Annotated in this window: 10 protein-coding genes and 1 tRNA gene; 4 read left to right on the forward strand and 7 right to left on the reverse strand. The window is 69.4% G+C overall.

What is annotated here, in order from left to right; genetic code table 11:
• Position 1 precedes the first annotated feature (1 nt).
• A complete protein-coding gene (locus tag D7Y04_RS14395) occupies positions 2–2,194 on the reverse strand; it encodes a TOMM precursor leader peptide-binding protein (RefSeq protein ID WP_121759696.1) in 2,193 nt (730 codons plus the stop codon).
• A gap of 95 nt (positions 2,195–2,289) precedes the next feature.
• Here D7Y04_RS14395 and D7Y04_RS14400 point away from each other — a divergent pair, with 95 nt between their 5' ends.
• Positions 2,290–3,963 carry a protease pro-enzyme activation domain-containing protein gene (locus tag D7Y04_RS14400; protein ID WP_121759697.1) on the forward strand — a complete coding sequence of 558 codons (1,674 nt, stop codon included), beginning with the start codon at positions 2,290–2,292 and terminating at the stop codon, positions 3,961–3,963.
• Positions 3,964–3,983: 20 nt separating this feature from the next.
• Here D7Y04_RS14400 and D7Y04_RS14405 read toward each other — a convergent pair whose 3' ends face one another.
• On the reverse strand, positions 3,984–4,544 hold the full coding sequence (locus tag D7Y04_RS14405; protein ID WP_121759698.1) for a hypothetical protein: 561 nt from the start codon (positions 4,542–4,544) through the stop codon (positions 3,984–3,986).
• A 56-nt stretch (positions 4,545–4,600) separates the two neighbouring features.
• Between D7Y04_RS14405 and D7Y04_RS14410 the strand changes: the two genes are divergently transcribed.
• Positions 4,601–5,059 carry a DUF3592 domain-containing protein gene (locus D7Y04_RS14410; RefSeq protein ID WP_368666417.1) on the forward strand — a complete coding sequence of 153 codons (459 nt, stop codon included), beginning with the start codon at positions 4,601–4,603 and terminating at the stop codon, positions 5,057–5,059.
• Between the two features lie 41 nt (positions 5,060–5,100).
• On the opposite strand, the gene D7Y04_RS14415 is transcribed toward D7Y04_RS14410, so the two are convergent.
• The 3 genes from D7Y04_RS14415 to D7Y04_RS14425 form a co-directional block, all read right to left on the reverse strand.
• Complete coding sequence (locus D7Y04_RS14415) at positions 5,101–6,690, reverse strand: MBL fold metallo-hydrolase (RefSeq protein ID WP_121759700.1); 1,590 nt, start codon at positions 6,688–6,690, stop codon at positions 5,101–5,103.
• A gap of 473 nt (positions 6,691–7,163) precedes the next feature.
• A tRNA-Arg gene (locus D7Y04_RS14420) sits at positions 7,164–7,237 on the reverse strand.
• A 193-nt stretch (positions 7,238–7,430) separates the two neighbouring features.
• Positions 7,431–7,664: a hypothetical protein gene (locus D7Y04_RS14425; RefSeq protein ID WP_120597018.1), complete on the reverse strand. Its 234-nt coding sequence runs from the start codon at positions 7,662–7,664 to the stop codon at positions 7,431–7,433.
• 72 nt (positions 7,665–7,736) lie between these two features.
• Here D7Y04_RS14425 and D7Y04_RS14430 point away from each other — a divergent pair, with 72 nt between their 5' ends.
• Positions 7,737–8,867, forward strand: a complete 1,131-nt coding sequence (locus D7Y04_RS14430) for an asparaginase domain-containing protein (protein ID WP_120597019.1) — start codon at positions 7,737–7,739, stop codon at positions 8,865–8,867.
• Positions 8,868–8,881: 14 nt separating this feature from the next.
• Here the strand turns inward: D7Y04_RS14430 and D7Y04_RS14435 are convergent, their stop codons facing one another.
• A complete protein-coding gene (locus D7Y04_RS14435) occupies positions 8,882–9,898 on the reverse strand; it encodes an MBL fold metallo-hydrolase (protein ID WP_233601414.1) in 1,017 nt (338 codons plus the stop codon).
• Positions 9,899–9,986: 88 nt separating this feature from the next.
• Between D7Y04_RS14435 and D7Y04_RS14440 the strand changes: the two genes are divergently transcribed.
• Positions 9,987–10,916, forward strand: coding sequence for a LysR family transcriptional regulator (locus D7Y04_RS14440; RefSeq protein ID WP_121759701.1), 930 nt, complete (start codon positions 9,987–9,989; stop codon positions 10,914–10,916).
• A 106-nt stretch (positions 10,917–11,022) separates the two neighbouring features.
• Here the strand turns inward: D7Y04_RS14440 and dnaG are convergent, their stop codons facing one another.
• A complete protein-coding gene (gene dnaG, locus D7Y04_RS14445; RefSeq protein WP_121759702.1) occupies positions 11,023–12,774 on the reverse strand; it encodes a DNA primase in 1,752 nt (583 codons plus the stop codon).
• Positions 12,775–12,825: the final 51 nt, after the last annotated feature.

A 12,825-nucleotide genomic window follows, 5' to 3' on the forward strand; every position in this document is an offset into this window, starting at 1 on the left:
CTCAGAAGTAGAAGGGCACGGGGTTGAGCTGCGCTTCGGTCTTCGGGGCCTTCAGCCACCCCATCCTCACGGGGACGTCATACAGCCGTCCGGGGCCCAGCCGCGGCCAGAAGTGGCGCAGCCCCGGGACGATGACCTTCACGGCGGATACGCCCACGTCGGGCCGTGATTGCTCCACCACCAGCGTCTCCAGTCCCACGCTCGCGGCCCGCGCCACGCACTCGCGCACGTCGTCCCGCAGGTCGTCATGCCACACGCGCGGAAAATCGGCGCGGACGCGCGCGGGGACCAGGTCGTTGGGGAAGAGCCAGCTGACGTCGCTGTGCGCGCTGGCGTCCCAGGGTGACGGCGACAGGTCCTTCGGGTCGTAGCACTGGGCCACCTCCGTGAGCGCGCGCTGCACGGCGAGCTTCGCGTCGAAGTGGCAGCCGCACCCGGCCCAGGCCCGGCCCCGCTCCGGCGACCACACGAGCGCGGCGAACACCGGGATGCCCAGGTCGTGCGTGAGGTCCAACACCGACAACTGGAGGCCGAGCGACTGGTAATGCTCGCTCACGGACGCGAACCACGGCTCGTCGAAGGAGCTCATGTCCACGCGTGGACGGCGCAGGCGGTTGTACCACCAGAGCGCCACCGCATCGCGCTCCACCAGCTCCAGGAAGCCCTGGAGGATGGCCTCCTCCACGCAGTTGCCCGCAGCGTTCCCGTTGGAGTTGAAGAAGCAGAACGGGCCGTCTCCGAGCGGGGGCGTGGGCGCGAAGAGGTACGCGAACGACGTGGGCACGTACTTGTGGACCCCGTGCGTGAGTGAATACGCGGGGCTCCAGTCCATGGGCTGATCCGCGTACGGACGGGGCACCGCGGTGCGCATGTCGCGGCTCGCGCTTTCGGGCCGGGACTGGAACTGCGCGGCGCTGAAGTGCTGGAGCATGTCCGGGTGCACGGCCTGCGTGCCCAACTGGGACGCCGTGGCGTGGACGCGGGGTTCGTCGCCCTGGAACACCGCGCTGTATCGCTCGAGTGCTTCGCACAGCGCGCCCGCGCGGGCCTGGGCCTCCGTGCGGCCCTTGCCGCTGGCCACGCGATGGAAGTCGTCGGAGGCCGGCGCGTCCGTCCACGGGCACACGCGGAAGACGGCGGACTGGATGTGGCCCAGCGGCGCGTCGCCCGGCACCGCGCGCAGGTCGCTCACCACGCCCGTCACCGGGCTGATGAGGTGGCGATGGCGCTCCCAGGTCTGCTCGGGCGTGAGGATGCGGTGGCCGCCGTCGTCGGTGAAGCGCTTGGAGCGCGAGGCCAGCTCCAGGGGCTTCTTCGCGCGCGCTTCCATCCAGTGGGGGTCGCCGCAATCCGGGCACTGCGGACGCCTCGCCACTGCGTGCGATTCCAGCTGCCAGGTGGCGAAGTCCAGCGTCCACAGCCGCGTCTGTCCCGGGCCTCCAGGTCCGTCCACCACCCACCGGGCCACGAGCGTCGCCGCGAAGGACAGTCCCGCCTTCGCGGTGGTGGGCAGGCCCGTGCGCGGCGGGCGGATGGCGCGCGGCGGGGTGCCCTTTCGCGCGAGGTACTTCTCGATGGGGCGGTTGTCCAACAGCCGCGCCGTGAGGCACGTCCAGCAGGCGCGCTCGCCGGTGCCCACCACCGGGCCCGCATGGCACGCGGTGCCGGACACCTTCAGCGGGAGGAACGCGGCGCCCGCGCTCCGGGCCTCCCGGGCCAGCGCGAGCGCTTCGGTCGACAGGTAGTCGTCCACCAGCAGCACGCGGCGCTCGGCGTCCTCGCGCACGTCCAGGCCGGTGTCGCGCAGCGCCTCCTCCAGCCCCTCGCCATCCTCGCCGTCCACCGCATGCACGGAGACGGACACGTCCAACAGCCGACCGGCCGCGGTGGCCGCGCCCACGCCCAGCGACTCCCAGAAGCCGGCGACGCTGGCGTCGAAGACGTCGTGCGCCTCCTCCAAGTGCCCGCGCTCCTCCAGGAGCGACAGCGCGTAGAGCACCTCCGGCGCGGAGGCCCGTCCCGCCAGCGCGGCGATGACGTTCGCCACGGTGCGCTCGCCGTCCAGCAGGGGCACGATGCTCGCGTGCAGCTCCCCCTCCAGCAGGAACTGGGCGCGCTCCCCGATGAGGAACACGCGCCGCGTGTCGAGCACCTCGGCGCGCAGGTGGGGCTTGATGCGGAGGACTCGGTCCATGGGCAGGCGGGCGAGCCTAACCGGGGCCCGCGCTCGTGGATACGACCTGGCCCGGCCTTCCGGGGGCCTGGACTCCGCGTGGTAGAACGCCGCGCATGGCCCGCATCCCATTGACTCAGAGCGCGCGTGTGTCCCCGGCGTCCCTTCACCCTCCGCTCCGGAGCCGCGCCGCCACTGGCAAGGTGGAGGTCACCCTGTTGCTGCGTCACGGGGCGCCGCTGCCCACGGTGGAGGAGCTGTGCGCGAACCCGCCGCGCCGCCCGCTCACGCACGACGAGTTCGAGGCGAAGTACGGCACGAACCCGAAGCACCTGGCCGCCGTGCGGCGCTTCGCGAAGAGCCATGGCCTGACCATCACCTCCGAGCGGCGCGACCGGAGCTACGTCGTGCTCCAGGGGTCCACGGCCGCGATTCGCAAGGCCTTCGAGGTGGACCTGCGGCGCTACACCCACGGGAAGACCTCCTACCTGACCCACACGAAGCCGGTGTGCCTGCCGCGCGCGCTGCAAGGCGTGGCGGAGTGGGTCCTGGGCCTGGACACCCGGCCGCTCGTCACCCACAACGCGGCGGCCCTGCCCATCCCCGCGGAGATGGCGAAGCAGGCCGGGCTGCGCACGTACACGGCGCCCCATGTGGCCAGCCTCTACCGCTACCCCCGCAACCAGGGGGAAGGCCAGTGCGTGGGCATCATCGAGCTGGCGGGCGGCTACAAGCAGTCGGACCTGGATGCGTACCTGAAGTCGGTAGGGGTGGAGCGCACGGCGCCGGTGGTGAACGTGGGGCCGAACAAGGCGGGGCTCCTCAACACCGCCTCCAACTCGGAGGTCACCATGGACGTGGAGTTGGTGGCCTCGGTGTGTCCGGCCGCGCGCGTCGTCGTCTACAACGCGGGGTCGAAGGACTACTCGCTGCGCGACTACCACCGCGTCCTGTCAGAGGCCATCAGCGACCGGGAGAACCGGCCGTCGGTGCTGACCACCAGCTGGTCCTTCTACGAAGGGTCGCTCATCCAGCAGGGCGAGGAGCTGGCCTTCGAGCGGCTCTTCATCGAGGCGGCGCTCCTGGGCATCACCGTGTGCGCCGCGTCCGGAGATCTGGGCTCGCAGGTGCCGGTGAATGCCCGCTCACCCACGGGTGCCATCACCCTGGCGGCGACGAGCTACCCCGCGGCGAGCGCGCTGGTGCTGGGCTGTGGAGGCACCACGCTGGAGGCGGTGGGGGACGTCCTCCACCACGAGCGCGTGTGGAACCGCCTGGGCGAGGCGATGTCCATGGGCCCCAGCTCCACGGCCGCGGGCGCGAGCAGCGGCGGCGTCAGCACGATGAACGCGCTGCCGCTGTATCAGCACGGCATGGGCGTGCCGCACCTGGTGAAGTCGTCGTGGAAGAACGGCGTGTTCGAAGTGTCCCGCAGCACGGGCCGGGGCGTGCCGGACGTCGCGGCGAACGCGGACCTGCACACCGGCTATCAAATCGTCTTCAAGGGCCAGCAGGGCGTGGCCGCGGGCACGAGCGCCGCGGCGCCCATGTGGGCCGCGCTCATCGTCCGCCTCAATGAGGCGCTGGGGGAGCGCGTGGGCTTCCTCCACCCCCGGCTGTACGCGCTCGTCACCGAGGGACAGCCTGTCATCCGGCGCATCACCCACGGAGGCAACGGCGCGTACTTCGCCAGTGACGCGACGTTGTGGAACGCGTGCACGGGTCTGGGCACGCCGGACGGGGAGGCGCTGCTCACGGGCCTGCGCAAGCTCCAGCGCCGCAAGCACTGACCCGCGCGCTCAGGCCTTCCTCACCAGGTCACGTCCCAGGAGAGCGAAAGGGTGCTCCCCTGTTCCGTGAACACCTCGCCGCGCGCGGCGAAGTGGCGGGCGGCGGGGTCGTACTCCAGCACCTCCAGCTCCCCACCGCCCTGGATGAGGAAGTGGTGCTCGCGGTTGCCCAGCACATCCAGGGCCGCGCCATAGAAGCCGGGGGCCTGGCCCCGAGGTACAGGGAGCTTGAGGGGCGTGCCGCTCACGGGCCCCGGCAGGAAGGCGATGGAGGAGTAGCGCCACGTCTCCACGCCGCCGCCCGCCAGCACGCACGCGGAGAACCAGACGTCATGGACGCCGCTCGCTTGCGGCACATCCGAGACGGCCAGCCGCCACGTGCGCACCTCGCGCCCATCCACCGTGACCTCGAAGCGTCCGGAGGCCTTCGCGTAGCTGCTCGGCTGGTATTGCGAGCACTCGGCGTCGCCCACCGGATCCACGACGTCGGGATCCGGTGGCTCCCCGCCACAGTCCGCGCCCATGAGCGCGCAGGAGAGGAGGACGAGTGCCGCGGACCGGGTGAGGACAGAGGTCTTCATCGTGGAGTAAACGTCTCCTGGCCATGTGGCTGCGCGCCAACCTGCAAGCACTCGTGATGAGCACAACAGGTTTCAGCCTGATGTTTGGGTACTTTGCCTGGAGCCTTCATGGCACGGAGCAGGCACTGCTGGCCCGGCCGACGGTGCCGGGGCGCATGCTCGCGATCTCGGTGGAACTCGGGGTCGGGAAATCCCGCGACTACTGGAGCGTGAAGCCGCGCTACGCCTACGAGATCAAGGGCCGGTCGTATGTCGGCGAGGACCTGTCCAATTCACCTCCGAGGGAGTACCGGCTCTGGAACCCCCAGCCGAGCCCGGAGCTGACGCGGTATCTGGCGCGCTACCCGGTGGGCGCCACGGTACCCGTGCACTACGACCCAAGGATCCCAGGGCGCAGCGTGCTGGAGGTGAACACGGGCGCCGCACTCGGCTTCACGCTGGCATCGGCGGTGCTGGGCCTGTGCGCGGTGCTGCTGTTCTCGTGGTCCCGACGCGACGGCTCGCACGCGCCCTGAGGGCCCGGCGTCCTCCGCCGGGCCGCGTGACGTCCCGCGGATTACTCCAGGATCTGCTCCATGCTCAGGAAGGGCCGGGCGGCGGGGATGTTGCGGCCCTTGCAGACCTCGATGAACTTGTTGGATTCGATCATCTGGGGCGCGGTCTCGTCGTACTGGAGCACCATCACGTGGCGCAGCCAGGGCTCCTGGCCCATGGCGTAGATGAAGACCTCTTTCGGGTTGAGGTGATTGAGGATCTCCGTGGCGCGGGCGCTGTCGGAGCCGTTGAGCCGCCGCGACTGATCCATCTTGCGGGGCAGGGGCTGGCTGAGCAGCGGGCCGTACATCCAGCTCATCGGGCCGCCTTCGCACTCCATGCCCAGGTAGAGCGCGTCCAGCGGGCCCACCAGCTTCGACAGGTGCTGGTACATGCGCGGCTCCAGCGCGTTGGAGTCCGCGGCCATCAGCATGGAGCGGCCGGCCAGCCGCACCAGGTGCGCCGTCTTCGCCTGCACGGCCAGGTCGCTGTGCTCGCCGATGAAGGGGATGCCCATCAGCGACCCGCCGGGGATCTTGATCTCCTGCAGGTCGTCGATCTCGATGACGTTCTTGAAGCCCGTCTGCTCCAGCACCAGGCGCAGCGAGGGGTCCGCCAGCGAGTACGCGTTCGAGCGGGGCACGACAATGGTCCCGATGCGGTGACGCAGCTGGAGCAGCGTCTCCATCATCAGGTGGTCCGCGTGGCCGTGCGTGATCAGGACGTAGTCGATCTTCTCCGGCAGGTCCGCGTGGGTGAAGCGCCGCTGGTCCGTGGGGAACTCGTAGCTGATGACGGGGTCGGTGAGGACGGACACCTCGCGGGTCTCCATCAGCACGCACGCGTGGCCGAAGTAGCGCACGCGCACGCCGGAGCCGGTGTACGGCTCGGGCTTGCGAGGGGCGGTCTCCGTGAAGAGGTCCGCGAAGGCCTCCGCGGCGGTGGACGGCACGCCCAGCATCTCCGCCACCTGCCCGGGGCTGCCCGGCGTGTGGCGCATGCGGAAGAGGGCGTCGATGCCCTCGTGCTTGTAGGGCACCTGGAGCCACAGGGGCGAATCGCCCTCCAGGCGCGGGGTGCTGAAGACGTACTTGCGCGCGTCACCGGCCACGCGCATCAGCGAGATGCTCTGCGCGGATTCCTTGTAGAGGCTGCTGCGGTAGAGCAGCGGCTCCATGATGCGGGCGTTGGCGCGGTGGGCCAGGTCGTAGTGCAGCTCCACGAAGCCGCGGAGCATGTCCGGCACCTTGGCGTAGAGCGGCTCCAGGGACTCGCCCTTGGAGCTGGCCAGCAACTGCTCCAGGTCCGACACGGCCTTGGTGTAGGCCAGCATGTCCGCCTGCTCGCGGGTGGTGCGGTCGAGCAGGGCCTTCACCTCGTTCACGCGCGACACGGGGTGGTTGATGAAGGGGCCGCCCATCAGCGCCGGGTTCTGCAGCGCGGCCACGTGCACGTCCGGGTTCGCGACGAACGACTGCATCAGCTTCAGGTGCAGGCGGGAGACGAACAGCGGCGCCGTGGCGGGCGAGATGAGGTACCACCAGACGTACCACTGGTTGAACAACGGCTCGATGGCGACATCGGGCTTCAGGTACATCGGGCGGTCGAGCATGGTGGTCTCGCGAGGGCGTCCGCCGGGACCTGAGGGGACCGGCGCGGGGGGATGTGGCTGCCAGTGTGAGCAGGCAGGCTCCCGGGCAAGCCCGGAAGCACGCGTGAACCGCCAATGTTGATGATTCCGCGCCTGAACTCAAGGCGCCGACTTCCGGGCGAGGCTCGGAAGCGGGCGGACGCGGATCACACTTGACGTGTCCGCCCTGTCCCGTGGCGGGCAGGCGTATCCGTCAAAGGCAGACAGCTTGGGGCTCCCCACGCTGGCTCATGAACGACCCGCGAGGCCTGGGGGCAACGGGCAGGTCCACGGGGAACGCATTCTGCGAAGGGCGGAACCGCTCTCGCGAGCACGAGGGCGCCACCTGCCGAAGGGCTGCCCCCTGAGGCCACGACAGCGCCACGGTCTGGGCCTCTTGAGGGCGCAGACCCCTGTCCCGACGAAATCCTCAGTCAGAACAGGGGGTTGCGGAGTGACCCCGACAGGAATCGAACCTGTGGCCTGCGGTTTAGGAAACCGCCGCTCTATCCAACTGAGCTACGGGGTCGGAAGTGGCGGGCTTTATAGCAGGGGACTCGACGCGCGCAACGGGTCTGACGTCCGGACGGGCGGGCTCTGTCCACCGGGCGGCGGCCGAGGGGCCGGGCGGACCTGGGCGAAACCCGCCCAGGCTCGTGAGGACTCAACAGCTCTCGGCGGTCGCGACGTGCTCGGCGTCCCGGTGCTCCTCGCTGCGGACGTCAGTAACCGGCGCCGCCGCAATGATTGTTCATTCCGTCCTCGGTGCCGTATGGGATGCCGTCCTCGCAGATCTGACGGCTGGGCGCGTAGACGTCCTGCCAGATCATGCCTCCGGGGGAGGAGACCAGGGTGAATGCGGAGCCAGCGAAGTTTGACGTCCAGAAGCCCATGACGTCGGGGTTGCCCTGCACGGTATCGAGCAACTCGGAGATGTTCTTGCGCGTGTAACGCATGGCGGGCTTCCTTGAGGGGAGGGGGGCGGCGAAGGTTGAAATCCTAGGAAGCGGCAGGAAAAGGATCAATTCATGTCCAACGTCTACGTCCTCTATACCGGCGGTACGATTGGCTGCATTGGGAAGCCCCTGGCTCCCATGCCCGCGAGTCAGTTCGCCCAGCTCGTGGCCTCAATGCCCGGACTCGCCCAGGGGCAGGTCGCCGGTCTCGACGTCCCAATCCAATTCACCATCGAGCCCTACACGGTGGGCGGCCAGGTCCAGACGCTGGACAGCTCGAACATGAACCCCGCGGATTGGGTGAACATCGCCATCCAGCTCGCGGCGAATTATGCGAAGTACGACGGCTTCGTGGTGCTCCATGGGACGGACACCATGGGCTTTACTGCCTCCGCGCTGTCGTTCCTGCTCCAGGGGCTCTCCAAGCCCGTGATTCTGACGGGCTCCCAGATTCCCCTCTCCTCCACGTTGAACGACGCGCTGCCCAATCTGGTGGGCGCCATCACGCTGGCGGGTAAGCAACCAGCCCTCGCCGAAGTCTGCATCTACTTTGATTCGTTGCTGCTGCGAGGCAATCGGGCGGTGAAGGTCAACGCCAACCAGTTCGCCGCGTTCAACTCGCCCAACTATCCCCCGCTGGCGACTGTCGGCACCATTCCAACAGTAAACACGGCCCTGCTCCTGCCAATGCCGCCCGCGAATCTCTCGCTCGCCACGCAAGACAACCTGCAGGCGTTGCAAGACCTGCTTCCGAAGCTCGCGCAGAACGTCACCCAGTTCTCCATCGCTGCCCTCATGCTCTATCCCGGCATCCAACCGTCCACGGTGAGTGCCATCCTCCAGAACACGACGCCGAGGGTGAGTGGCATGGTCCTCCTCGCGTTCGGAGAAGGGAATGGCCCCTCCGGGTCTCCGCAGTTCATGGGTGTATTGGAGACGGCCAGTGCCAACGGCGTGGTGCTGGTCGACAACACCCAGGTCCTGGCGGGCTCCGTGGAGAATGCCGCCTACGCGACGGGCCTTGGCGCGGCCGGAGCCATCAGCGCAGGAGACATGACACCCGAGGCCTCACTCACCAAGCTGATCTACCTGTTCGCGCAGGGAAAGAGCGCGGCGGACATCAAGACGCTGATGCAGCAGAGCCTGCGGGGCGAGCTCACGACGGGCACCCCGACAGGCTCCAGGCACACTGCCCAGCGGTGAGGGGCGGAACCCTCTCACTCCGCCCTGGCCTTCGTCCCCTCCCAGCGCTGTCCTGAGCTGTAGTTGACCGGGATCCACCGGTAGCCCTTGCCCTCCGCGCTCAGCCGGCCCAGACCCGGAAAGGGCATGTGCGCCAGGCCAATCAGATCGCCGCGCTTCGCCGCTTCCGTGAACGCCCGCGCCCGCTGCGCCGCGGCCGCGCGCTCATCGACGTCGTAGGCGACCGTCACCGAAGGCTCGCGCAACTGCACCGAGCCGAAGTGCATCAGGTCGCCCCACAGGAGCAACCGCGCTCCGCGGCTCTCCACGACGTAGGCGCTGTGCCCCGGCGTATGTCCCGGGGTCGGCATGGCCCGGATGCCTGGAACGAGGGTGTCCCCATCCGCGAACGTCTTCAGCTTCCCCGCGTCCTGGTAGGGCCCCACCATCGCCCGCGCCTCCTCGAAGAACTTCGGGGCCACTTGTCCCTTCGCCTGCTCGTCGCCACCCAGCCAGAAGGCCACCTCTCGCGCGTGTGCCCGGAGGATGGCGTTGGGGAACGCCCGGCCCGTCTTGGCCATGAGCCCACCGGAATGGTCGGAATGGATGTGCGTCACCAACACCACGTCGATCTGCTCGGGGCGATAGCCCGCCGCCTGGAGGCTTTGCTGGAGCTGGCCTCCCGCGCCAGGGCCGAAGAAGGTCCCCGAGCCCGTCTCCACGAGCACCAACGCGGTGCCGGTGTTGATGAGGAAGGCATTGATGGACGCCTCGATCGGATCTTCCAGGTGGTCGCGCGAGAGCAGCTCCTTCACCCGCCCTGGCGTCGTGCCCTTCGCCACCTCGCTCACGGTCTGGGGCACGGTGCCGTCGGACAGCGCGGTGACCTCGAAGTCACCGAGCATCATCCGATGGAACCCGGGGGCCTGGGTCCGGACCTGGGGCGCGGCGGCGTGGACGGCGGACGAAAGCAGGGGAGCACCCCCCAGCATCAAGAGGGTGAGGGCGCGAGAGACAGCGAGGAAGGCACCGCGAGCGAAGGGCGTTTTCATGCGCGATGAGATACGCCCCGCCTCCACTGGGATAAACGGGAGCACTTCGCACACTGCGTTTCACCGCTGAAACAATCCGGAGTGGAAGATGGACACGTTCACGGCGATGGAAGCCTTCGTCCGCGTGGTGGAGACCGGCACCTTCACCAAGGCAGCCGACGCGCTGGGCCGCCCGAAGGCGGCGGTGACCCGGCTGATCCAACAGCTGGAGGCGCACCTGCGCGTGAAGCTGCTGCACCGCACCACGCGCCGCGTGACGGTCACCCCGGAAGGCATGACCTACTACCAGCAGGCTTTGCGGCTGCTGGGCGAGGTGCGGGAACTCGAAGCCACGTTGTCCCAGTCACGGCGTGGTCCCCGGGGGCGCCTGCGCGTGGATTCGAGTGGGACGATCTCCCGGCTGCTGCTCATCCCCGCGCTGCCGTCGTTCTACGCGCGCTATCCCCAGATGCACATTGAGCTGGGCGTAAGCGATTGCGTCGTGGACCTCATCGCGGACAACGTCGATTGCGCTATTCGCGGAGGACCGGTGAAGGACGAGTCCCTGGTGGCACGCCACCTGGGCGACCTCTGCTATTGGCTGTGTGCATCCCCGCGCTACCTGGAGCGCCACGGCGCGCCCCTCCACCCGCAGGAGCTGGCGGGTCCAGCGCACGCGGTGGTCAGCTACTTCTCGTCGCTGAGCGGCAAGGAGCATCCCTTCGTCTTCCTTCGCGAGGGCGAGCGGCTGGAGGTCCGGGGTCGAAGCCTGCTCACGCTCAACGAAACCAATGCGTACCTGGCTGCGGGACTCGCCGGCCTGGGCGTCATGTTCGCTCCGCGTTTCGTGGTGGAGCCCTACCTCGCGTCCGGGGAGCTGGTGCGGGTGCTGGACGGCTGGCGGCCCGAACCCCGGCCCCTCTTCCTGGTCTACCCACCCGCGCGTCAGCTGGGCGCCGGGGCGCGGGTCTTCATCGAATGGTTGACGGAGCTGTTCGCGAGCCGGCCCAACCTGTGGCGCGATGACGGAGGTGCCTAGAGCGCGCTCATGCTCCACGATGAATCAGGTAAAGCTCGGGTCCCAAGGCCTGGTCATCTCGACTCAGCCCTCACGCGCTGACGGTCTGAAAGGCATTGCTGGCGTCTCAGCGAAGGCCCTGCAGCACCTGTCGCACCCGGTGCCGCAGGGCCAGCAGCTCCGAGCGCTGGGAGAGTCGCGCGAGGGTCGCGCCACTGGGTCGGGGGTCACGATTGAGTTCGGCCAGCTTCGCCAGCTCCGCGTCCATCCTGCGGAGGGACAGCTCACAGCAAGTGGCGCGGAAGACCTTCACCAGGGCGTCCGCGTCCGTGGGCAGGGTTCGCGTGGCGCCCGCGAGGGCTCGCGCCACCACGCCGGTGGCCGTGAGGCCTCCGGTGGTCGCGGTGCCCAGCGCCATTCGCAGCCCGGCCTCCTGAAGATGCTCCAGCGCCCCGAAGGCGTCCTGGTCCCGCACGCTGGGATGGCGCAGCACACAGGCCACCGCGCGGGCCTCCAGCGCATCCACTCCGCGCTCGGCTGGCGTGACGACCGCGGGGGGCGGGGAAGGTGCCTGGGCCGCCGTCGCTCCCGGTGTCCCGGTGAGCACGCCCTCCAGCTCCGCGGAGGGCAGGCCCACATGGGCGGACAGCGCGTGGAGGAAGGCCGTGCGCATGAGGCCCGGGGGGATCTTCGCCACGACGTCGCGCAGCCGTCCCAGCGCGAGCATCTTCGCTTCGAAGCTGGCGTCACGTCCCTCGGGCAGCACGGTGGTGAAGAGGTGGCGCGTGAGCGGACGGGCGTCCTCGAGCAGACGGGACACTCCTGCGCCGCCCTCCCGCAGCGCGAAGGTGTCCGGATCCTCCCCTTGGGGCAGCAGCGCCACGAAGGTGGCCACTCCGGCGGCGAGCAGCGGTCCGGCCAGGCGCTCCACCGCGGCGAGCCCCGCCGCGTCCCCGTCCAGCAGCAGCACCAGCTCGCGGGCCTCCGCTCTCGCGAGCATCTGGAGGTGGCCCGGCGTCAGGTGCGTGGAACAGAGCGCCACGGCGTGGCGCACCCCCACCTGATGCAGCAGGACGCAGTCGAAGTAGCCCTCGACCAGCACCGCGCGATGCAGCCGGCGGATCTCCGCCCGCGCGAGGTCCATCCCGAACAGCGTGTCCGCCTTGTGGTAGAGCGGGCTGTCCTTCGAGTTGAGGTACTTGGGCCCCTCGGCGCCACCGGCCATGAGGCGCCCCCCGAAGCCCAGGGGCCGGCCGTCCGGTGAGCGCAGCGGCAACATCACCCGGCCCCGGAAGAAGTCGTAGCAGCCCGCGCCCTTCTTGCGCGGCTGCACGAGTCCCGTCTCGAGTCCCGCCTCCCGCAGCCCTGCGCGCTCAAGCCGCTCCGCGAGCCGGTCCCAGGCTTCGGGAGCCCAGCCCAACCCGAACGCGCGCGCCGTCTCCTCCGTGACGCCCCGCGCTTGCAGATAGGCCCTCGTCGATGCGCCTTCACTGCTCCAGAGCAGGGTCTGGAAGTGTTCCTGGGCCAGCCTCGTCACGTCGCGCAAGCGCTGGCTGGAGTCCGCCGCCGAGGCCTCGGATTCGGACACCGGAAGTCCCACCTGCCGTGCCAGCTCCCGCACGGCCTCCCCGAAGGAGAGCCCGAGCATGCGCCGGAGGAAGTCCACCGCGTCTCCGCGCGCGCGGCACCCGTGGCAGAAGAAGAAGCCCTTCTCCGGGACGACGAAGAAGGACGGGGTGCGCTCCTCGTGGAAGGGGCACCGGCCGCGAAATTCCTTCCCACTTGGCGTCAGCGCCACGTGACGTGAGATGAGGCCGGGCAGGTCCACCCGGTGACGCAGTTCCTCAAGGGTCTGGGGAGAGATCCGCCGCGATGCCATGAGCCGTTCCGGAGGGCCACTCTACCCTGGACGGACGCAGGGCCTGTTGCC

The sequence above is a fragment of the Corallococcus sp. AB038B genome (genome assembly GCF_003668955.1).
GTDB classification, from domain to species: Bacteria; Myxococcota; Myxococcia; order Myxococcales; family Myxococcaceae; genus Corallococcus; species Corallococcus exiguus.

Bases quoted from the DNA above. Each gene is read 5' to 3' on its own strand.
- D7Y04_RS14395 (WP_121759696.1), bottom strand. From the start codon at position 2,194: ATGGACCGAGTCCTCCGCATCAAGCCCCACCTGCGCGCCGAGGTGCTC.
- D7Y04_RS14430 (WP_120597019.1), top strand. From the start codon at position 7,737: ATGTCCAACGTCTACGTCCTCTATACCGGCGGTACGATTGGCTGCATT.
- D7Y04_RS14415 (WP_121759700.1), bottom strand. From the start codon at position 6,690: ATGCTCGACCGCCCGATGTACCTGAAGCCCGATGTCGCCATCGAGCCG.
- D7Y04_RS14400 (WP_121759697.1), top strand. From the start codon at position 2,290: ATGGCCCGCATCCCATTGACTCAGAGCGCGCGTGTGTCCCCGGCGTCC.
- D7Y04_RS14405 (WP_121759698.1), bottom strand. From the start codon at position 4,544: ATGAAGACCTCTGTCCTCACCCGGTCCGCGGCACTCGTCCTCCTCTCC.
- D7Y04_RS14425 (WP_120597018.1), bottom strand. From the start codon at position 7,664: ATGCGTTACACGCGCAAGAACATCTCCGAGTTGCTCGATACCGTGCAG.
- D7Y04_RS14410 (WP_368666417.1), top strand. From the start codon at position 4,601: ATGAGCACAACAGGTTTCAGCCTGATGTTTGGGTACTTTGCCTGGAGC.
- D7Y04_RS14440 (WP_121759701.1), top strand. From the start codon at position 9,987: ATGGACACGTTCACGGCGATGGAAGCCTTCGTCCGCGTGGTGGAGACC.
- D7Y04_RS14435 (WP_233601414.1), bottom strand. From the start codon at position 9,898: ATGAAAACGCCCTTCGCTCGCGGTGCCTTCCTCGCTGTCTCTCGCGCC.
- dnaG (WP_121759702.1), bottom strand. From the start codon at position 12,774: ATGGCATCGCGGCGGATCTCTCCCCAGACCCTTGAGGAACTGCGTCAC.